At 36.0% G+C, this 23976-nt stretch carries 15 protein-coding genes; all 15 read right to left on the bottom strand.

The features are described 5' to 3' along the window. Positions 1 to 12: 12 nt before the first annotated feature. Positions 13 to 738: an energy-coupling factor transporter transmembrane component T gene (locus GPK81_RS15715; protein ID WP_195983198.1), complete on the bottom strand. Its 726-nt coding sequence runs from the start codon at positions 736 to 738 to the stop codon at positions 13 to 15. Beyond that, positions 738 to 1325: an MptD family putative ECF transporter S component gene (locus GPK81_RS15710; RefSeq protein ID WP_215653171.1), complete on the bottom strand. Its 588-nt coding sequence runs from the start codon at positions 1323 to 1325 to the stop codon at positions 738 to 740. Before GPK81_RS15710 ends, GPK81_RS15715 begins: the two co-directional genes overlap by 1 nt. A 67-nt stretch (positions 1326 to 1392) precedes the next feature. Next, positions 1393 to 3135 (bottom strand): ABC transporter ATP-binding protein, encoded by a 1743-nt coding sequence (locus tag GPK81_RS15705; RefSeq protein WP_195983196.1) that lies wholly within the window; start codon positions 3133 to 3135, stop codon positions 1393 to 1395. Next, positions 3132 to 4874 (bottom strand): ABC transporter ATP-binding protein, encoded by a 1743-nt coding sequence (locus GPK81_RS15700; protein ID WP_215707322.1) that lies wholly within the window; start codon positions 4872 to 4874, stop codon positions 3132 to 3134. Before GPK81_RS15700 ends, GPK81_RS15705 begins: the two co-directional genes overlap by 4 nt. 137 nt (positions 4875 to 5011) lie before the next feature. Beyond that, positions 5012 to 5632 (bottom strand): TetR/AcrR family transcriptional regulator, encoded by a 621-nt coding sequence (locus GPK81_RS15695; protein ID WP_071144592.1) that lies wholly within the window; start codon positions 5630 to 5632, stop codon positions 5012 to 5014. Beyond that, a complete protein-coding gene (locus GPK81_RS15690; protein WP_215707321.1) occupies positions 5633 to 5968 on the bottom strand; it encodes a hypothetical protein in 336 nt (111 codons plus the stop codon). Positions 5969 to 6023: 55 nt separating this feature from the next. Then, positions 6024 to 6434: an alpha/beta hydrolase gene (locus GPK81_RS15685; RefSeq protein WP_215707320.1), complete on the bottom strand. Its 411-nt coding sequence runs from the start codon at positions 6432 to 6434 to the stop codon at positions 6024 to 6026. A gap of 8 nt (positions 6435 to 6442) precedes the next feature. Continuing rightward, the gene (locus GPK81_RS15680) at positions 6443 to 7468 is read right to left on the bottom strand and encodes a class I SAM-dependent methyltransferase (protein WP_195983193.1); all 1026 of its coding nucleotides are present in this window, start codon (positions 7466 to 7468) and stop codon (positions 6443 to 6445) included. Further along, the gene (locus GPK81_RS15675) at positions 7441 to 8448 is read right to left on the bottom strand and encodes a hypothetical protein (protein WP_195983192.1); all 1008 of its coding nucleotides are present in this window, start codon (positions 8446 to 8448) and stop codon (positions 7441 to 7443) included. The genes GPK81_RS15680 and GPK81_RS15675 overlap by 28 nt, the downstream gene beginning before the upstream one ends. A 132-nt stretch (positions 8449 to 8580) precedes the next feature. Then, positions 8581 to 13713: a non-ribosomal peptide synthetase gene (locus GPK81_RS15670; protein ID WP_195983191.1), complete on the bottom strand. Its 5133-nt coding sequence runs from the start codon at positions 13711 to 13713 to the stop codon at positions 8581 to 8583. Between the two features lie 18 nt (positions 13714 to 13731). Further along, a complete protein-coding gene (locus GPK81_RS15665; protein WP_195983190.1) occupies positions 13732 to 15363 on the bottom strand; it encodes an AMP-binding protein in 1632 nt (543 codons plus the stop codon). A gap of 12 nt (positions 15364 to 15375) precedes the next feature. After that, positions 15376 to 16020, bottom strand: a complete 645-nt coding sequence (locus GPK81_RS15660) for a 4'-phosphopantetheinyl transferase family protein (RefSeq protein WP_195983189.1) — start codon at positions 16018 to 16020, stop codon at positions 15376 to 15378. Between the two features lie 12 nt (positions 16021 to 16032). After that, entirely contained in the window at positions 16033 to 17481 is a 1449-nt protein-coding gene (locus tag GPK81_RS15655) for a condensation domain-containing protein (protein WP_195983188.1), read from the bottom strand. After that, complete coding sequence (locus tag GPK81_RS15650) at positions 17478 to 22904, bottom strand: non-ribosomal peptide synthetase (RefSeq protein WP_195983187.1); 5427 nt, start codon at positions 22902 to 22904, stop codon at positions 17478 to 17480. Before GPK81_RS15650 ends, GPK81_RS15655 begins: the two co-directional genes overlap by 4 nt. Then, positions 22897 to 23976 (bottom strand): Gfo/Idh/MocA family oxidoreductase, encoded by a 1080-nt coding sequence (locus GPK81_RS15645; RefSeq protein ID WP_195983186.1) that lies wholly within the window; start codon positions 23974 to 23976, stop codon positions 22897 to 22899. Before GPK81_RS15645 ends, GPK81_RS15650 begins: the two co-directional genes overlap by 8 nt.

Raw genomic sequence — 23976 nt, 5'->3', positions numbered from 1 at the left:
ATTTGCCACCTCCTACAAACAAGCCCACACCAGCAGACCAGCCGAAAGTACGGCAATAATGAGGTCATATACTGTAAAACCAATGTGTGCAATACTCGTTCTGTGATTTAATCCCCCTAACCCTCTGGTGAGTGCTGCCGCTGATAATTCATCCCCAATTTTGACAACAGACATCATCAACGGAATTACCCGGTATTCCAAAAGTGCAGTAGGATTTTGCCAGAACTTCTTTGTTCCAAACTGAATTTCACGCATCCGCATAGCGTCCGTAATAGCTGCCGATTCTTCCCCTAATGTTGGAATAAAACGAAAAACAACAGTAATCGGAATGATGAACGCCTCCGGAACATGCCATTTCTCCATAGCAGCCACAAATTCATCGGTGGATGTAGATTCAATAATGTAATAGCCCAACATAAAAATCGGGAATAAACGAATCACCATTGCAACTAGCAGCACAGAAACCATGTTCAGGATTGCCGGCAATACATACATCCCCTGCGTCAGCTTTGCTACAATTGCCAAAGCGAACAGCCCTCCATAAATGAGAGCCGTCCGCATTTGGCGATTAATCAATAGCAAGGTCAACGGGATTATCGCCACCGCAGCATCCATCGCAAGATTCTCATATACAAAGAACATCAACATTGTAACAAACGCCATAAATAAGACTTTTGTACGCGGATCAAGATAAAAGCCTTTCTTTTTGGGTGGTTGATAAGCCTCGTACCGTTCCATTAGACAATACCTGCCCTTTCAAAATGTTTTTTCAACATCTTACGTCCAAGCAATGCTCCTAACAGAGAGCCAATGAATATAATTGCTATTGCGGCAATTCCCATCCATGAAGGCATATAATGGGCTAACTCGCTTGCATACTGTTCCCCCATAGATGCCTCTACCTGTGCCATATATGTATCTGCCATCACCCACATTGGAGCCTGACAACCGATCATACCGCAGGAGAACAACCAATAACCAATCACATCCACTTTAAAGTTCTTATATTTTCCCGCCTTTAATACCAAATCAGCAATCAGTCCAAATACAACGTAACCTACTATTGCTGTCCATGTATATCCCATAAAGAACCAAAAAACGCCACAAATCACAGACATAATTGTAACCATACCAAATTTCTCAGTCTTTGTCAGAAACAACATAAATGGGATTCCAGAAATCAGCGGAATCAATAGATACAAGAACGGATAAAGCACCGGAATTGCATTGAGCATACCTACAACGAAAAAGAATACGATGTAGATAGCGGTATAAATACCGACATTGATAAGGTCTTTCGCTTTGAGCTTTTTATTTGTTTCCATTTTAGAGAACCCTCCTTAAAATTTGTTGTTTATCTATTTGACTGCTGCAAAACAGTACAAATCCTGTTTAGTTGCCGGCATTCAGCTTCCAGCCGATTGTCTCCTTGCGCCCAAGTACAAAATCAGCATAAATGCCCTGCTGTTTAATCAAATCGTCATGTTTACCCTGCTGCACGATTTTTCCGTTATCCACCACCAGTATCTGGTCTGCATTCCGCACAGTTTTCAGCCTGTGTGCAATCATAATGATTGTTTTATCCTTTGTCAGTTCCTCAATGGCTTTCTGCAGGCGATCCTCGTTCTCAGGGTCTACATTTGCAGTTGCTTCATCTAAAATAACGATAGGTGCATCTTTTAACATAGCCCTTGCAATGCTGAGCCTTTGCTTTTCACCTCCGGAAAGAGAAGCTCCGCCCTCACCGATAACCGTATTGTAACCGTCAGGAAGCGCCTCGATAAAATCATCACAGCAGGCTCTTTTTGCTGCCGCAACAACTTCGGCATGGGTAGCCTCCGGTCTGCCAAACTTAATGTTATTTTCAATCGTATCTGCAAAAAGATAGACATTCTGGAACACCATGCTAATCTGCTCCATCAGGGATTCCAGCGTGTAATCCCTCACATCTTTTCCGCCAATTTTAACCGAGCCGCTATTTACATCCCAAAACCGGGCAATCAGGTTACAAAGCGTTGTTTTGCCGGAACCAGAGGGACCGATCACTGCGGTAGTGGTTTTGTCTGGAATCTGCAAGTTGATTCCATGAAGAATTTCTTTGCTTTCATAGGAGAAATGCACATCATCAAATACAATGTCATGTTTCTTCACAGCAAGTGCTTTGCCGCTTTCGTCCATCTGCTCCATGTCCTCTGTCTGTAATGTTCTTTCGATGCTACTGTCTGCCAGACGCAGCATGGAAATACCCATTCCGAACAGCTTGATCTGCCCAAACACCAGAAATGACATAATAATCACCATCAAAGTATTAACTAATGTCATTGTTCCATTTATCCAGAACACAACCGCTGCCAGCATCATGCCGATACCCGCAATCTGCAATACAAGCTCCTGAAAAATCGTGTAAGGCGTCATAAGCTGCTCCATACCAAGATTGCTTTTCCGGTTATATTCCAGCGCATCCTGAAGATTTTTATCGCCCCGCCCACTCAGGTTAAAAGACTTGATAACGCCCATTCCCTGCACATATTCCAGAACAGTTTCAACAAGAGCCGTTTGAGATTTTTGCGAGTTAGGCGCAATGACAGCAGATTTTTTCTCCATAGAAGATACAACCAGCAGATACACGATGATTCCTGCTGCGGCAATCAGCCCGATCCTCCAGTCAAAAATTAAAATCATTATAGTAAACACAACCGTTCCTATAACGCCGCCTAAAATATTTACCAATGTCATAGGAACCAGATTTTCAATATTGCCAAGTACCGTTGTACATACTCCAGTTACCTCGCCCAAACTGTTCTCGTTAAAAAATCCCATAGGCACACTTTTTAGGCGGTTCCCAATAGAAACCCTCCGGTTAGCTGCCATGAAATAGCCGGCGTGTGTCTGCTGTAATTTTGAGAAACGGCTGGTAACTGCATTTCCAATAATGCTGACGACCATAAAGGCAAGGGAAATCCAGACAGTTTTCATATCCTTATCTCCGTTTGTCAGTGCCATTACCACAAAGTAAATTGCACCAATCTCAAACATATGGAAAACAGCGTTCAGAAAACTTACCGCCACGGATTTATTGATATTGCCTCTTTCCTCACCGGAAAACTCCCATATTTTTTTGAATGTACCAATCATGCCACGTCACCGTCCTTTGCTCCAATATGCGCCTGCCACATGGATTCATACAACGGGCAGCTTTCCCTAAGTTCCTCATGCCTGCCGCTCGCCATTATTCTGCCATCCTTAACTACCACAATTTTATCTGCGTCCTTAATGGTTGACAGCCTGTGTGCAATAACAATTACCGTTTTTCCTTTTACAAGTTTTGTAATGGCTTCCTGTATGACCGCTTCATTTTCCGGGTCTATGTATGCCGTGGCTTCATCCAGAATGACTATCGGAGCATCTTTCAGCATCGCCCTTGCAATGGCAATCCGCTGACGTTCTCCGCCGGAAAGATGCGCCCCTCCGCTACCTACCTTTGTGTCATAACCCTTTTCAAGTTCACGGATAAACCCGTCACAGCCTGCCGCCCTGCAAGCAGCCTCTATCTCTGCATCTGTGGCCGACATTCTTCCCATGCGGATATTTTCACGGACAGTTTCATCAAACAGAAAATTATCCTGAGATACAAAAGCCGCCTGATCATACAACTGCTTCAGAGGAATTTTCTTTTCATCCACGCCGCCTATTGTCACTGTTCCGCTTTGCACATCCCAAAAACCTGCTATCAGCTTTGCAATAGTTGACTTGCCTGAACCGGACGGACCTACCAGAGCCGTCATGGTTCCAGCCGGAATTGCAAGGCTCACATCGTGAAGTATTTCTTTATCTCCGTGATACCCGAAAGACACATGGGAAAGCCCTATATCCATCTTTCCAAATGTGACGGTTTTTTCTTCATGCTGTTGTTCCTCTGCAAGAAGAACTTCATCCACCGATTCCACCGTTGTTCCCACTTGTGCAAGCGTATCCACAAAATTCATAGCAGCCATCAATGGCCCCGTAATACCTAAAGCCAAAATGACGGTTGTAATAAATACTTCTGCTGACAAACTTCCCCCACGGTAAAAAACAAAACCGACGGGGAGAATCGTAATCAATGTGGCAGGTACAATCGAGTAAGCCATCGACATACCAAACTGGCTTTTTTTCATCCAGTTATAGTAATATTTCGCATTGGCTTTCACTCTGTCTGAAAATTTGGCATATGAACTTTTTCCCTGGTTAAATGCCTTAATTACCTCAATGCCGTTAATGTATTCTACAATCGTTTCATTCATTTCCTTTGTTGTTCCGACAGCTCCCTCATAGTCCTTACTGTAAGAACCCATGACCGTCATTAGGAAAACCATGCCTGCCGGAATGGAAACAAGCGACAGGAGCGCCATGCGCCAGTCAAGGATAAACAGGTAAACAATAATCAGTATCGGCCCTGCTATATTTGCCGTCAGCTCCGGAAACAAATGCGCCAGTGTTGTTTCCATACCGTCCACCTGATCCACAATAAGCTGTTTCATCTTCCCACTGGACATATCTGTCACTGTTCCAAGAGGGAGTTTCGGCAGTTTTGCCAATATTTTTTTGCGGATAGTTTTTAAAACGGAAAAGGTTGCCTTATGTGATATGGACAGCGCCAAGGTATAAAGCAGTGTCCGCACTAAATAGCCTGCCATCCCAATGCACAGCCATTTGAAGTACAATGACATATCCCTATTTCCTTCAAGCAGATTCACAATCATCTGCGCCGCAGCAAAGTATGGAAGCATCCCGCCTAAGACACCGAGAAATGCGCTGATAACCGCACAAATCAGTCCTGAATGCTGCGATTTTCCAAGCTCCCAAACACGGAGTAATGGATTTTGTTTTTGCATATAGGTTCCTCCTTGATAAGTTAGATTTCGCTAACCATATATTAAAAAAATATAGTAGCCAATAAGAAGATAACAAAGTGTGCTAACAAAAATCGCAAACTAAGTTATCTATCAGGCAAAAAAGTGTGGCCTTTTATTCAAAGACCATGCACTTTCCGCCAACCGGCTGTAATAAACTCTGCCAGTGTATGCGTTGCCTGAATTGCTTCTTCTTTCGTGTAGTCATGCAGGACTGTTTCAAAGATACAGGAGTAATAAGCATGATTCAACATATGCAGCTCTTTCAGTCCAAGCCGTTTATATTTAATTCCCTTTTCTTCAAGAACATCGTACATTTTCAACGTGTCCTGAACTTCTTTTTCTACCATCCAGTCAGTAAAGTCAACATATTTTGTTCCATCCGCACAATGCAGAAGAAGTTTGAACGAATCAAAGTGGCTGAAAATAAATTCAATAAACTCGACCATTGTTTCAACCGAAACATTCCACAAATCAGTCATGTTGTCAACAGATATATAATCAAAGCATCGCTCTCCTGCAGCATCATACCTTTTACGAATCCCCTCGACAGCAGGCTCAACCAATGCCGAGAACAATGCCGCCTTATCTTCAAAGTGCCGATAGTATGCTCCAGTCGTAATCCCCGCACCCTTGCAAAGCTCCCGAAGATTTGTGCGTTCATAGCCATTTTTAAGGAATAGCTGCTTTCCACTTTCTAAAATCTTCTCATGGGTAGTCTCATAAGTGCCAACTGCCATTTATTCACCTCCTTGATGCGCCTGTGTGCTAACATAGTTATCATTATAATTATCCCCACTTTTTTTGTCAATAGTTTTTTCTATAAATTTGAAAATTAAATCTGCTATATTTCTCCAATCCGGATCAAGCATCATATCATGACATACACTATCTACAATCTTCAACTCCGCGGTGTGTATTTTAGCGTTGTCTTTAACTGCCTGCAGAATTACACATTGGTCATTATATGATCCAATTACCAGGGTTGGAATTTTTCTAACATATATAGAGAATTTTTTTTGACGTTTCATCATGGCATACTCAACCTTTTTTGACTCTTTATCTAATAATGACATATAGTATTCTTTTCGTTCTGAATCTAACCTTTCTGAAAAAAGAATATACTCCAAATTATTTTTTTCTCTGCTTTTTACTCATCTGTAGTAATTGTAAAAAATTATTTCTTACTGGCATTGGTGTAATTAAAACAACTGACTGTATTGAAGAGTATATTTCTTCCAAGCACATCTGTGCGATTCTGCATCCCAATGAATGTGCTATCAAGATAATTTTTCCATCAATCATATCTATAGTCTTTATTAGATCTTCTACCATATCCTTGACTACTATCTGATCAACATTTTCTATTCTTTCACTGTTACCGTGATTTCTAAAGCTCATAGCATAAACATTATATCCATGAGCATAAAAAAAAGGTATGAAATGTTCTTCCCAACACCATGCTGCATGATATGCTCCATGCACAAATAAAATGGTATTCTTATTTAACAGACTTACTTTTTTTATAATTTCCAATTGCATAACAAGCATTACTCCTTTGTACAATAAAAAAGTTTCTGTCCCAAAACCTCCAAATATTCACCATATCCTGGAAACTCTTCACTATTACAAAACCCATTTTCTTCAAGAATCTCCAGCCATTGTTTTCTATTCAGAAACATGGTATTTGTCGCTTTTCTCCGATCCTTTGGTGCTGTCATCATAAAAGACTGCGTTATGAGGATATCCGGAACATCCTCTACAGTTTCTATGACAAGTAAAATTCCACCTGGTTTCATTACACTATTTATCTCATAAATGCACTTATCTGTATTAACAGAATTATTCAATACTCCCACCGCTATCACAATATCCGCTTGGAAATTTGAGGGCAACTGGCTTGAAAAAGCTTCATCAATATCTAATGTTTGATGATGCATCTCTATTTTTCCATCACACTCCTTATATCGCTCTTTAGCTCTTTGTAAAAAAAATCTGGAAATATCTGTATAAAAATATACAATATGCTCTTCAAATTTATTCTCGCGAATATCGCTCAGTACCTTATTGGACGTTGCTCCTGTGCCGGCACCAATTTCGAGGATTGTTGCATTTGCATTCTCATGTAAATATCCCAACACTTTTTTCGACAGAGAATGGTTCAAATATTGCAAAATCTTTGTCTCTTTATAAAGTGCATGTGCATATATATCTTCTCCCTGTTCAAAGAGCAATAGCGTTGCCTGCTGCTCTTTCTGAATCAATTTGTCCCAATTTTTAATATTATTAATAATATAATCCAAAACTAAAGGAGACTCCAATTTCCCTTTCCAAAGGTATTCTACTTCTTCCCATCCATATTTTAATCCTTTTTCATATATCTCGATTTTACATACATAAATCCCATCGGTTTCAGTTACATAATTATACTTTTTCAACAGTTCAATCCATCTATATATAATATCATTATTGTCCGTATTTACCGATAGGCATTTTAGTATTTGATTTAATGTGCAAGGAATATCTTTTAGTAAAACGCCTTTTTTATTCATATAGAATAATATTGTTTGTGCCAATATTTTTTTCGCATCTCTACGCTATATTGTATGTATTCCTGACTAAAGTTATCGAATATATTTTCAATTTCACTCTCTGTTCGCAGATCAAGTAATTCTTCTAGCAATAGAGGATGATATTCCTTTTTACACTTTAACGAAAAATTTAATTTACTTAAAAGTTCTTGAGAACATCTTATATTCAAAATCTGTTGCTGCATTTTTGACGCGACATTTTCTTGCCGTTTAATATAACGTTCAGTCTTTTTTATTTCGGAGGCCAATGAATTACTATATACAGTATTTATATAGCAATCATAATTCGCCTCTCCATCTACAGTTTGAATAGTCGGATGAAACAAATACCCTTTTGAGTTCTCATTATTACTTATTTCAGGAAAAAAACCTTCCCAAATAATCGGGCCCAAATATCCTCTTAGAGAGAGATTTCCTCTGTCTGTTTGAATGTTAAATTCAACGCTTTTGGCTGTATATTTCCGTTCTAAACCATAATAAATTTTCTTATCGATTTCAAAGACTACTATCTTATTCCTTAATCTACACCAAACCCATTCTTTGCTATCCTGTTCAACATGTTGCTCAACTGTCATTTGTTGCATATTAGGTAAAAACATACCTAATATTCTAACAGCTGCATAAATATTAAAGCAATTAGTTTTAATTTCTATTTCAGCCGCCGGATCAAATGCCAATAACTTTTTTGCGATATCTACAAATATTGAAACCTTTTCAAAATTAAGAAAAGACTCATCTTCAATCACAAATTTGTTGTTTCTCTTAAACTCACGAATTACGCCCAAATAATTCTCCACATTCCACAAGCCCTGGCAAAGCACATTTACACCCTTCTTTGCCAATTGTATAAGAATTGAATAGTTCGTATGATCCGCATCCAAACAAATTAAATCCGTATCCACACTTATGCTCTCAAAATTCTGAAACACTTCAGTATCACTATATTCTTCTACAAGCCTCTCCAAAATCAAGCCCTCTTGCAATGGGCATCATATTTAAATAGTCAAACCACTTTCCACAGGCTGCCACTTTCATAAAATCATCCTTTCATGAAAGCCCCATGCTAATTCCAATTCATGAGGCTTTCTTATTTATCTTTATACCCTGTTTGCCAAATCAGAAATATTCTCACTTTGAAGAATATCATCTACAGTTACATCACACCCTAATGTTTTGCACATCTCGTCTACGAGCCGCATTAAAATTATTGAATCACCACCCAAAGTATAAAAATCGTCTTGAATACTAATATCTTCGATTTCAAAAACTTCTTTCCATATTTTCATAATTTCTTTTACGATAGGCTTTTCGATTTCTTCTTCATGAGTATCTTCTTTTTTATCAGGAGTTTCTACACTTGTTTCACAATTCGGAACGACAAATTCCATATATCCATCATGAGTTAATACACCAATAATGCCAGTATCGGCCATTCTCCCATATAATGGATGTTCTAAAATCTTATAATATGTTTTATTTCTATCATTCATTATTTCACTTTCGGAAACATAAACCTGTCCTTTTACATCTGGCGGGCATAATTCTTGTGCATAATCCAAAATCTTAATTTGCTTCAAATCGATACTCTTCAACAGATCCGGCACTACACTTTTTGTAATTATTTCTTTGGTAAGTATATTACCCCATACTTTTGTCACAAAATCATTTGTAGAATTTGCCTTATTGTTTTCGCTTATTCTTTTAATATCTTCCACAAACTCCAAAAATATCTCATCAATAATACAAGCTTCAAACAATTCATCTACTACATCCCAGGAAATATGCAATCTGCCTCCCATCTCTGTAATTTGATTATCCAAAAAGACTTGTGGAGTTTGAGAAACAGCATATTTAATACTTCCTAAACGTTCAAAATAATTTTCCGGGCAGTCAAAAAGTACGCAGGTAAATACTACTGGTAGAAGTGCTTTTCCAAAAACCCCTCTTCTTTTTGCCAGTTCTCTCATTATTTCAGTACCATCAAAAGATAAATGATCTAGGTCTTTCATTATTTGTTCTTGAACCATCTCCGCCGATTTCCAAATATCCTCTTTAGCAAAAACAAGATTAAGCGGAAGCAGTTTTGTAAAATCACCGATAATTTTTCCAGTATTCTTTTGCTGTCTCTGAAATACTGTTAAATTTAAAAGAACTTCACTTTGATTTCCCCATTTCGCCATAGTCCTTCCATAAAGAGTACATAGCAATGCCGAAGGAGAAACTTTGTGTCTACGGGCCGTTTCCTTAAAATTCCCCCACAAAACAGAATCAATAATCGCACTTTTTCTTACAATATTATAGTCCCTACAATCAGCAAGTTTCATCTTCATTGGTATCTGAGGATAACTTGATAATGAGTCAATTTTATTTAACCAATACGCTTTATCTTCTTCATAGCTTTCTGAATTCTTTTGGTTACTTATATTTTGAATATACTCCGCATATGAGTACTCAATTTTTTCAGCGTCAGATTTTCCTTCAAGCGTATCTGCTATTTCTGTAAAAAGAATTTGCATACTATCGCCGTCACATACCATTAAATCCAAACTTACCATTAAGATCCGTGAATTCGGAGATTCTATCATCTGGAATGTGAATAGCGGCCATTTCTCATGGTCATAAACTTTATGCGAAAGTATCTTTCGCTGTTTTTGCAACTCTATCTCCTTTTCTTCATCATTTTGGCATTTTGTCACTATAACAGAATAATCCGGGACATTATTCAATATCTTTTGTCTTCCGTTTTTATAAAAAATGGTCCTTAAAGCATCATGCCTTGAAACCTCTTTACGAATTGCATACTCAATCTGATTAGCTGTGTACTCTGTTTCCGCTTCAAAATAATAATGCGCATTGTACTTCCCCAATTCATAATTATCATTTCGTCCATTCAAATATGCAAGCTGAACTCCTGTTAGCGGAAACACATTCTGATTGTCTTGTTTACTTCCTACGGAAGTTGCTTCATCCTTTTTGCTATTTTTAAATGATAAACTAATCTTTTCAACTTCTTTGCTAAACTCAGCCACATTCTTTGAATGAATCACTGTTAAAAATGAAATTTTTACTTTGAAATTGTCCGCAATTTTACGGACTATTCTTTGTGCTTTTATCGAATCTCCGCCTAACTCAAAGAAATCATTTTCTGGTTCAACATCACAATTTAGAACTTCCGACCATATTTCAATAACTTTATTTAAAGAAGGATTCCGCAGATCATCTTGTTTTTCATTATGCATTTTGTTTTGTATTCCAGAATCTGCCATGCTTTTTAACATCTTACGATCTATCTTTTCATTAGTATTTAGCGGAAAGTCATCAACTCGATAATATCTATGCGGGTACATATAAGTGGGTAGTTTTTTTCTGATCGCACGTTTTATTTCAGCTATATCTAACTCTTCGCCTTTATAAAAAACTACTATTTGATTTTTATAATTAACAACCGCTATACAGTCTTTAATATTAGGGACCTCTTTAATCTGCGCTTCTATTTCTTCCAGTTCAATACGATAGCCCCCAATCTTAACCTGGGAGTCTCGTCTTCCGCAGAAAACCACATATCCTTCCCTTGAATATTTACCAAAATCCCCCGTCCTATACAGTCTTCCATATTTTGATTTAACAAAACTATTAGAAGTTTTTTCTTCATCATTGATGTACCCTTTCGCGACCCCAATTCCTCCAATATATATTTCTCCTATCACTTCTGGAGGGCATATTCTTTGCTCCGAATCCAAGATATAGATTGATTGATTTGTCAGCGGATAGCCATAAGGAATACTAGTCCAAGACGCATCAACTTTTTTAATTGGATAATAGATCGACCAAATTGATGCCTCAGTCGCACCACCAAGGCTAAAAATTGCTGCTTTTGGAAAATGCTTTTTGATTTTGTCTGGTAAATTTACATTAATCCAATCGCCACTTAATAAAACGGCCTTCATTTCATCATTTTTGTAGTCTTCATCCAAGCTATCAATAAACAACTCCATCGCGGCTGGAACAGAGTTCCATACAATATCAGAACTGCTATCTACAAGTTTCTTAATATCCTCCGTATCTCTTAGTTCTTTAACCAATTTTAATTGTGCACCTGTAAAAAAAGTTGCAAACAAATCATATACCGATAAATCGAAACATAGTGAAGACAGTCCCAGTATAGTATCACTGCTGTTCAATCCGATACGATCATTTATATCTAAAACAGTATTAACCATACTCTTATAGGCAATCTCAACACCTTTAGGTTTTCCCGTACTTCCGGAAGTATATATTACATATGTACTGGATTCCACATCAATATTTTTCCACGAATCATTTACTTCATTAGAAGAACATACTTCATATGGGTCAATAATCATATCCGCACCAGCGTTATCTAAAATATACTGTACTCGCTCAACCGGCCAATGCTTTTCAACCGGCACATATGTTGCACCTGCCAAAACTACAGCTAAAATTGTAATTATTGACTCTTTACTTTTATCAGTTTTAATCACCACATATTTACCAGGTTTAATACCATTTTTCTTAAGATCATGCATTGTAGATTTTATGTTGCGTTCTAACTCTCGATATGTTATACCTCCTTCAAAATCTGTTATAGCAATTTTATCCGCAAATTTGTAAAAAATGTTATCCAGCCGCTTACCCAAGTTAAAGAAATCAATTTCTTTTTCAGTTGAATTATAAAGTTTTATCTTTTTTTCGAATGCAGGTGAACATTTTAACTCTCCATTATTTTTCGATAACTGTTCTATAACCATGCAATAATATGAAAACATTTCTTCAACCATTGTTTCCGGATATATCTTCTTAATAAAATCCCACACAATCAATCCACCATCTTCTAACTTGTAAGTTTGATTATCTAAACTTACCTGAGAAGTTTGAGACTGCGAATAGACTACATCCATTTCAGGTAAATTAGGCAGATTTCTGAACAACATACTGGTAAAAACAATCGGAAGTGGTTTTTCTTGACTAATCTTCCCAGTCTTTATCATATCACGTATTATCTCAACGCCTTCGTAGCTACTATGGTCACAATATTCATATAACTTATTTCTAATAAACTTCAACTGTTCAGCGATTGTTCCCTTCATATCCGAAGCGCTAAAATCAAATAAAATATTTGTTGTAAAGTCCCCAACTACTTTTTCTATATCCCTTACTGTATATGGCCGACTTGATAATGTAACATTAACAGTAAACTGTGGTTCTTCACTCCAACGAGCTAAAGTTAATAAGTAGGCATATAGTAATACTATACTTACTGTTACCCCACTGTCCTTTGCCATCTTCTCTAAGGCAGCCCATTCTTCCTTCTCAATCTTCCTTTGAAGCCTTGAACATATATTGCTTTCATCCCAAATCTTACATTCAGGAAGTTTAGGTGCGTTAGGAATCAACGGCAAACGCTGCATCCAATATTCCTTGTCAATTTCATATTTTCTCTTATCTCTGGTTTCACGAACACTTTTCGCACATTTCAAGTAATCAATTTCCTGTACATCAAATTTACTATTACTATAAATATCCCAAAAATCTTTTAGTATCAATTGGAGGCTCATTCCATCTACTATAATCATTTCAATATCTACTAACAAAAAATTTTCACACGTATCAATACATATATTTTTCACATCAAATAAAGGCCAATTTTCTAAATCTCTAAGCCGCGTTTGATTATTATAGCGTAGTTTCTTAAAATATTTTTCCTTTTCCTCTCTTCCTATATTAATAGTTTCTAAACAAAATGTATCCGCAATCTTCTCTTCAAATATGAATTGTTTCTCCTCTTTGATAATACTTCTTAATGCGCCATGCCTTTTTATCAATGTACGGATAACCTTTTCTAATTTCATAAGATCCAGGTTGTGATGCACTTCCAAATATAAATGAGTAGAATTTGATGCACCATAAAATTCCTGTTCGCGTCCAATCCAATAAGACTGTTGAATCAATGATAACTGTTCTTCTCCAACAATATTTACTATATTCTTGGATTCTAAAGTTATTTTCTCAATTAGTTTATCTACCGTATCGCACATAACCAGATCTATCATTCCTAAATTTATATGAAATCCATTATTGATTTTACTTAATACTTGAAACATCTTAATAGAATCATCATATACTTCATATATTGGCATATCCTCCGTTATCTGCACTGCTAACAGCTCCTGCAAATGTTCTTTTACATCGGACTTATTGACTATTCTCATGTTCTTGCTTCCTCCTACTCAACTATTAACTTCCGGACAATTTTGTTTCTTATATTTCTTCAGCAACTCTGCTTTGCTAAATTTTCCCACTTGTGTCATAAACATATCATCTTTGAATATAACATCCGACAATTTAATTCCTGTCTCACCCTGAATAAACATAATAATTTCCTTCTTCTTTTTTGTATATTCCGCAGAAGAAATTTCTAATTCCATAAATAAATATATTTTCGATTTTTCTTCCATAGCGTTATTCTCTCCACATGCAGCACTTCTAACGCCATATCTTTCGAATATAATCTGTTCTATATCCCGCATATAAATATTTTTTCCATGCATGAAAAACATATCTTTTTTTCTTCCAACAATATATAAATTTTGCCCCGACAAAAAGCCTATATCCCCAGTACACAGCCATCCATCCGCAAACAGATCTTTATTATCTTTATTCAAGTAACCTTTACACAGAAACTCTCCTTTAAATTGGATATTTCCTACTTTCATCTGCCCCAAGTCCCTATTAAAATCATCAACAATTCTTATACTACAGCCATTTATCGTTTTCCCCTGACAAACCAAATCATTTTTTAAAATATCTATGCTCTTTAAATCAAAGTCTATGCCTGTATCTACCTGCTTTGTATCAATATCCGGTTCTCTATAAGGTACATTTAGTACTACTGCACCAGATGTTTCAGTCATTCCATATATTGGAATCAAACAATTTTCTTTCAAATGATATTGTTTATTTGCATCCAAGAACTTATGTAGATTTTTTTTAGATATTGGTTCACCACCATTTAAAATATATCTCAAACAAGATAAATCCCAATGACAATTCTCGGTCATATTATTCAATACGATTTGATATGCAAAATTGGGGCCTGCGGTCACAGTTGCCCTATAATGGTTTATCTGCTCCAACCACGTTAGAGGATTCTCTGCAAACATACTTGTAGCCATATGGACTTGTCTACATCCAACATATATTGGTAATAGTAAAAAATATATTAATCCAAACGTATGCTCTACTGGCAACCATGATAATAAGACATCTTCCTTAGTGAGGCCTAATATTTTTGCTGTTTCCTGTAGCATTCTAATTACCCCTTTATGTGTTACCATAACACCTTTCGGTTCAGATGTACTTCCTGACGAATAAATTACAAACGCCACATCATCAGCAATATTATCAGAAAAATCATTATAATCGGTTTCAATGTTTTCATCCTGACAAAAAAACTCCTTTATAGACAGTAATGGCAATTTTATGTCCGGTAATAGAGTTTGAACACATACTTTTCCCATATCGTCTGCCATGATTATAGCATCTTGATTATCACTACAAATTTTCTGCAGCATATTAGCACTGTTTTTGGTCATACTCACTGGCAAAATAATAGGACAAGCACCTGTTCTAATTAATGCCATAAATAATAAAATAAACTCTTTCTTTGAATGAATCTGAAGTATTACCTTCTTTCCATTTCCTATATTGCTTTTCACTAGCCCATTATAATATCCATGTATGCCACGCCATAAAGAATCACTAGAAATAATTTCTGTTTCTTTTTCCTGAAGCAGCGTTATGTCACTATATTTTATAGTTCCCATAGTCAACTGATCTAATCTAATAATCTCTTGTTTCATTGGTACATCCTCCTATTGTAATCCTCTAAATAGTTCAGTCGGATCAATTTCTAACATGTTGCTTTCACGACTTGCACACCAACTCAATACTGATCCTTCTACTTCATTTACTTGAAACATTTTTCCATAACGTGTAAATACACTTCCGATACAATTTGAAAAATCTATTGCTTTTATATAGGAGTCAATACCCATTCCAATACATTTGCAATAGCTTTCTTTCAAAGACCAAAACTTGGTAAACTGTACTGCCGGGTTCTCAGCATGTAATATTTTCTCTATTTCATCTGCTGTCATAGAAGAATACATACATGACATATTTTCCTTTTTTACAGAGGTGATATCTATTCCAACTGCTGAATCACTAATCATACAAGCCACACCTTTATCACAATGAGATAAATTAAAGTGAACAAACGGATAATTACTTAAATATGGTTTTCCACAAGAACCTTCGCTTAGTACAACATTTTCATTTATTCCATATTCTTTTCTCAATCCATATCTAAGTAACAAATAAGCTACAGCAGACTGCCGTTTGTTCTTTAAGAATCGAAGCCTACTTATTTTAAGCTCTCTTTGCCCACTTATATAATGTTTAGCTTTTTTTAGTTCTTCATTTTGAAATTCCTTCATTTGTCTAAAATAATATACCATTAATACATCCTTCTATGAGTATATTAGCAGGCGCAGGTCCTTGATATTTTCAGAAAACATACTATGAATCATTTCTACGTCAAATGCATCTATTACATAATCCCAATTAACTAATAGTTCTCCATTAAAGTCTGTTGCCTGATAATCCAATACTACTTGTGGAGTTTGGCTAATCGCATAGCCTTCACTGACTCCGTTTGGCAAAAAACCTTTTGTTTTTCTATCTCCCTGCAAAACGCCAGTGAAAACCACAGGAAGAATTGCTTTGCCTCTATTCATTGGATCAATCATTTTCAATATCTGTGTACCATCAAAAGAATGATAACGCACTAATTCCCATAGTTGCTTTTGTACAAAGTTTACCTCCTGCCAAAAATCCTTCTGCTGTCTATAAGCAATTGCACCTATATTTGTAAAATCTCCAATAAGATTATATATTTCTTCACTTAATGGGAGTCTATTGAACAAAGTCAAATTTAGCGAAAACTCTTTATTCTTACTATATTGCATTAATGTTTTCATATACATTGTACAAATAAGTGCCGCAGGAGTAACCCTATTATCCTTTACCAGTTTATATAGTGCGCTTGTTTCTTCTCTTGAAAATTTTTGTGAAATTCGATCAAAACGATGTCCACAAAGTTCTGACAGCTTTTTCTTATAAGGCAGATCTGGTGCCGGAGGCAGTTCAGTTACCCTTTTTCTCCAATAACTATATGCTGCATTTTCTGGATGCGTTTCACGATATTCTTTTTGTTCTAAACAATACTGCTTAAATGAATACGTTCCCCATTTCACAATTTTCCCTTCATAGACTTCAAATATCTTTGCAATCATCATTTTTGCACTCCATGCGTCCATGATAATACAATCAAAATCAATATGAATACGTGGGAATGCTTTATTTACATAAGAAATTCGTATATTGTAAAGCGGCCATTTGCATAAATCAAACACACAATGAGACCATTGTTCACGTTTCTCTTCTCTATCTTTCTCATTGCCAAACTCAAATCTTTCTATTTTATATGTCGGTACTTTTTCCAACACTGCCTGCATACCATTTGACAAAACAATCGTTCTCATTGCGTCCGTACGGGCAATCACTTCATTGACTGCCCTTTCAAAACGCACAACATCAATATCACAACAGTTTAATTCCATATAGTAGTGAGCATTAATTCCTCCTAATTCATATGCCTGGTCGCTTCCTATAAGATAGGCCTTTTGAATTGAAGTCAACGGAAACATTTCTTTAACTCCTTTACTCCATATTGCATGGTTTTCAAGGTACTTTATAATTTTTTCTTTATTTTCCTTAATACATTGCAATTCCTCGGAAGTAAGCGCACCCGCAGGCGCTTTATATTTGATTTTTCCGGCTTCTGTCCAAATTGTTATATTTCTTTTGCTTAATCGCTCCAACAGCATATGAATCATATCATCTGTTATAGCTCTCATTCTTCTCTCCATTCTTTATAAACACTTCCAAGTTTCTTTGCTAGTTCATGGGCGTTGTTTGGATTCTCCAAGCAAGAATAATGGTTCCCGGCTATCTCTATAGTCTCGAAATCGCCTATACATACATCGTCCCATTCTTGTAAAAGTGCCTCAAAATACTTAAATATTCCATTCCTTTCTGTTGTTTTAAAATATCGGATATCCCCAAAATATACCGTAGGAACAAAACGTAACGCAGCAAATGATTTTTTGAAAATTGTATAGAGATGTTTTACCATATCAAAATTTAAATTCCGTACAGACGAATCATCGCTGACTGATAAATATGTTTTAAATCTAGCCTCCTGTGTCAACTGGCTCAATTCAAGCAATCTTTCATAAATATGACAATCTTCCTGAGAATCTTCAAAGTCTGATATAGAAATACTATCTTGTTTACTATCTACAATTTTTCCAAATATTTTTTCAAATACTTTTAAATCTGTAAATTCCAATTTTTCAAGGGAAACATGAAGATTTCCTATAAAAAATAATTCATAAATAATTTCGTCTTGAATTTCAACCGGTATTGAACATCCGTCTATTATGGCTACATCTTCCACATCAATTCCAGCCTCCAGAAGTTGCTTTGCCATCTCAATGGCAATAACACCACTGAAGCTATATCCAACAATCTGAACTTTGTCCAAATTTTCTTCAAGGATTTTTTGTGTATATAAATCCGCCAAATGCAAAACAACCTCTTCCGATTCTAATTTACAATATTCATCCAAATCCGAAATTCCTATAGATATTATCTCTCCGCAATTTTGCTTTTCCATCTCAGGAATAAGATAGCGATACACATCAACTGATCCTAATGCTCCATGTAACAAAATTCGTCCTCTATTTCCATTCCGTTCCCCATTTTTTGCGATATACTCAAATTTCTTTTCACACATAGGAGATTCTATTTCTTGATTATCGTAAGCACTAATATATAATGCAATCTCTTCAATTGTAGGCGTATTCAACATCTGCCGCAATAATGCATCAAAAGGTATCTCCTTTTCTAATTTGCTCCGGACTTTGGTGGTTACCTGTGCCATAATTAGTGAATCAGCACCATAATCATAAAAATTCTCTTTTCTTCCCAAATCACCAATATCTAATGCTTCACACCATATTTGGCATATCATTTTCTCTAAGTCAGTTTTAGTTTCCTCCTTTTCTGATATCTTATCTTCTGAAATTCTATACCTCTCAAACCAATCTTCAACTGCCTTTCTGTCAATTTTGCCATTTGCAGATAAAGGTATTCTGTCTATAATACATATCTCAGAAGGTAACATATAGGCCGGCAGATATTTTTCCAAACGTCTGTTAATCTCCATTTTGTCGAGAAATGCATCTGTTCGCTTAAATTGTTTTATAAATAATCCTGCACCAAGCAATGAAGTCGGGTTATTGTTACTCGGTATTGATAACACACTTTCTTCAACTCCATCACTTTCTTTTAATACTCCACACCATAAATCTTTTGAAATAAAAGCAGCACCATCACGCAATGTATCTTCTGGCGGTGTCATCATCAGCGCCTGAGAAACTAAAAGCCATGTTTCAGGCAGTATAGTTTCAGAAAAAATCAAATAACCTTCATTTCTCACCAATTCTTTAAGTTTGTTAATCGTTTTAACTATATCTTTTACATTATTAAGTACATATGCACCTATTATGACATCATATGAATTCGGACAAAATCCTTGTGCAACAAAATCCTCATTTAAGTCCAACTTCTTAATAGTGACATTTGGATTTTTTCCAAACCGATTGACTGCATCCGGGAAAAAATATTTTGAAATATCTGTAAAGCAATATTCAAATTCACTACCCTCTAAAGCCTTAAAAACCCACTCAGTTGTTGCTCCAGTTCCTGCCCCTACTTCCAATATTTTAATTTTCTGCCCCGGCACTCTCTTTTGTACTTTTTTTATAATTTTGCATATAGATGCATTAATATATTTTGTGGCAGTATTTTCTACATATAATGCCTGAGTATATTTATTGCTTCCATCTGGATATAAAAGACTAACCGGATCTGTTTTACCAGACATTATGTTGGCAAACTCATCCGCATTTAGCTTAATATATTCCAACGTAGATACATTTCCTAATTTATCATACCATTTATCAAAAGCCACATTCCATTGTTGCTCTTTTTGGCTCCATTCTACATTTTCAATCGCTTCAAATTTGCCATCATTCCTTTTTCGGATTAATCCGCTCTTTAATAATGCTTTCAGCCATGGTACTGTCAACCATCTATATTTATCAGGAATGACACTATCATTCAAAATTTCTTCCATCAAAATGGGTTTATTTTTCAATAATATTCCCATCTTCTGGAGCCCATAAAGAAGAGAATATGCTGCTGCCTCATTTCTGGAGTCTACAGCTAACTGTACTTTTTCCTGATCAAATTCCATAAAATAATGCTCATCATACGATAACACTGTATCAAATAATTCCTGGCAGAATTTTTCTCTTTCGAGCACCATTTCCGAAGTAATAGATGCCGGTTCAACCATTGCCAGAATTTCATTCTTTTCTTTACTAACAACTGCAATTGCATCTTTGATATTCTCGACCTTTTTCAATACATTCTCTACTTCTCCCAGTTCAATCCTATAACCACGAATTTTTATCTGATTATCTTTCCTTCCAATAAATTCTATATCTCCCCCCGGCAGATAACGTCCAATATCTCCAGTCAAATATGATAATCTTCCATTTTTATCAAGAATAAATTTCTGATTCGTTAAGTTATCATCATTAAAGTAACCTTTCGCCAACCCTTTTCCCTTTATAATAATTTCTCCTTGAACCCAAACGGGACAAGATTCACCATCTTCATTGCAAACATCCATTGCCTGATTTGACAGTGGTTTTCCATAAGGAATTTTTTCATAAATTCTCTCATCACAAAATTCATGATTGATAGACCAAATAGAAGCCTCTGTAGCGCCACCTAAACAGTTAATTTTTGCCATTGGAACAATCTCTTTGATTTGCGAGGGCATATTAACTGGTATCCAGTCACCAGACAACAACACACATCTCAACGGCAACATATGAGTAGTATTCATAGTTTCCAATTCCGTCAGCAAAATTTTCATTAATGCTGGTACACTGTTCCATATAGTTATCCTATACTCTTCAATCATTTTTATCCAATGGTCGGGATTCATGTAGTTTTCCTGAATTGGATAAACTATTTTTCCTCCTACCTGCAATAAGCCAAAAATATCATATACAGATAAGTCAAAGTTCAGCTTTGAAAGTCCAAGCACTGAATCATCACAAGTCACTTTATTTTTGTTATTAATATCCTCTATCGTGTTTACTGCTGCAGCATGTGTAATTGTAACTCCTTTAGGCTCGCCGGTACTTCCCGATGTAAAAATTATGTATGCTACGTCTTCTAAACCGTACTCGGGCAGCTCAGTCTCAAACTTAATGTCAGATAAAGCATCCACTTCAATAATGGCCTTACCACTCATATACTCACTATTTTCTGCAACTGTAGTTAAAACAATATTAGCATTTGTTATTTCTAATATTTTTTTCGCTCTTTCTATCTCTTGATCTGCTACGATTGGAACATAAATACATCCTGCATACAGAGTTCCTAATACAGCAGCGACTTGATAAATACTTTTATTCATAGCAATCGCAATACAATCTTGATGCTTTGCTCCAACATTTACTATTTTCTGTCTGATTTTTAATGCGTATTGATGCAGTTCACCATATGTTAATTTCTTTTCTCCATCTGTTACTGCAACTCGATCAGGCGCTTTTTGGGCCCATTCCATAAATCCACTCTGCAGAAGATGAATCGGCAAATCTGTTTCCGTATGATTAGCAACATTCCTTTCATCAGCTTGCCATTGAGGTAAGAAAAGGCCGTTTATTTTATTCCAATCTGTTTCGTCTTTTGCCAATTCCTCTATTCGTTGCTGAAACAAATCGAACATATCATCAATCATTCCATCTGGAAAGACGCCTTCCCGAACATCCCAGTTTATTTGCAAACCAAAATCTCCATCCATAGCTTGACAATCAATAAATACCTGTGGAGTTTGTGTGATTCCCCCATCAAATTTACCTGTAATTTGTCTATTCTGGTCCGCCAACCCAATAGCACTGGTATATACTATAGGCATAAAAACCCTTTTATTTCTTTGCTTTGATAACTCCCGAATTACTTCTACACCTCCAAATAACCGGTGATCTAAATCAATGAATAACCTCTCGTTAATTTTCCTTGCTCTCTCAGCAAAATTGTTTCCGTCATTGGCATTTATCTCCAATAAATTTAATGTGGTAAAATCCCCTACTATATCCGTTACATCATCGTGTAATGGAAAGCGATTTAACACCGTTAAGTTAATACAAAAGGATTTATTATAACTCCATTTTGCAATAACATCGGAATATGCTGTCAGAATTGCCGTTGATGGTGTTATCCCTAATTTTTTTGCAGCATCTTTAAAGCTATTCCATCGTTCACTATCTAAACACAATAACTTTCTTGTAAAATTCTTTTTTACATCTTCTGCCGATAGCGTAGGTAATTCTGGTGCATCCGGCAAATATGCAATTCTCTTTTCCCAATAACGTTTGTCATTTACATATCTTTCCGATTCCTTTAATTTTCTCTCAGCAGAAAGATAATCTCTAAAAGTAATTTGAGGTACGTTTATAGAATCCTTTTTAAGATAATATAATGCCTCAAATTCAGATAATAACATCCAAATGCTTGTCCAATCTGCAATTAAAAAATCCATTGAAAAATATAAAATACTTTCTTCTGCTTTTTTTGCAACAGCAATACCAAACATCGGCCATTTTCCTGTATCATACACATGATTTCCCATTTGTTGTCTAAAATCATTGTACTCACAAATATTCTCGCCTTTAGACACATCCCAGTACGGAATTTCTAATTCAGGCACCTCTTTTAAAACTTGCTGATAACCTTCCTCAAATACTACAGTCCGTAACATATCATGTGTTTGTATTAATTTGTTCCACACTAATCTTACTCGACTTACATCCAATTTTTTATACTTCAATTCTAAATAAACATGACACGCCACTCCGCCATAATCAAACAGATTATTACGTCCCATTAGGTATGCAGTTTGTACATCTGTTAATGGGAACGGTTCGTATCTATTATCCGAATCGACTTCTACTACGATTCTCTTACTATAATTTTGTAATACTTGAATGATCTCCTCTTTGTTTCGTTTTAATGTCAGTAAATTTGCTTTGGTAATACTCTCCTTTGGAGCTTTATAACGTAATTTCTCCCCATCCAGCCAAAGAGAAAATCCTTCTTCTTTAAGTTTTTCTAATATTACAACAACATCACTCATTTTCTTTCCTCCATGTATTTGCACTCAATTCTTCAAATGGCACATAATGGTGTTCATGCTCATTGACTAAAGCCGCATAACCAAAAGCCTTTGTCATTTCCGACCATTTTTGGGAACGTAATAACCCCTGCTGCGCACTTTGATTACCATTTTTTTCATTCAAAATCATATCCTTTAACCTTAACAAATCCTTTGAAATTGCTACTGGCCATTCACCAGTTATGATGTCTTTATAGTTCCTTTTTCTAAAAGAGCCAATATTTTCTATCGAATTTTCTAACATATATGGCGGATATTCCGGTTCTTCTTCCGGTGTATATAATTTCTTAGGCACATGCATTCGAGGCTTCCATAATACCGGTCCAAACGTATCTTCCAATACTAATTTGCCAGTTGAATAAAACAGAGTAAAGCTATGTAACAAATGCATATAATTGTCTGGATCTCTAGGATCAACCTGATTATGGTACTCAATAAATATTGGCGTCTTACCTATTTCTCCCATTAATATGTCAAAAGGTCCTAATTCTTTTGTAATTGACTTAATTTTCCATGTATGAATAGACGGAACTATTCTTGATATAATGTCTATTGCAGGGTATGAAACCTGCGGGCTAAACGAAGCTCTTAAATACAATGGATTCTCTTTCTTATTAAGATACCTTGCACATTTAATAAAATTTTCCACTTCAATTAAATTAGGATATAAATCTCCCATTTGGAACAGAACATGGTTCTTTTTAGCAGCACGATAACATACCTCCATATCTTTTGGATGGATAGGCTGCTCCTGAATGACATGAACCTTTTTATTCAAAAAATATTCAGCAATATCTGTACCACTACCACCAACCGCTCTGGAACGTATTACAACACAAGCTATATCAACTTCCGGAATATCCTCTATTTGTGTATATAACGGCACATGATAAAAATCTGCACACAACTTTGATCTGTTACTTCCATTAGCCAAAAGCCCCACTACCTCAAACTCATCAGGAACTGTTTGCAGTGCTCGTATATAGTATTGTCCAAATGTACTTCCGCATACAATAACTCTAAGTTTCTTCAC

The organism is Blautia sp. MCC283, from assembly GCF_018785565.1.
GTDB lineage: Bacteria > Bacillota > Clostridia > Lachnospirales > Lachnospiraceae > Blautia_A.
Note: the sequence above shows the minus strand (reverse complement) of the source record. Positions and strands in the feature narration are given on the sequence as shown.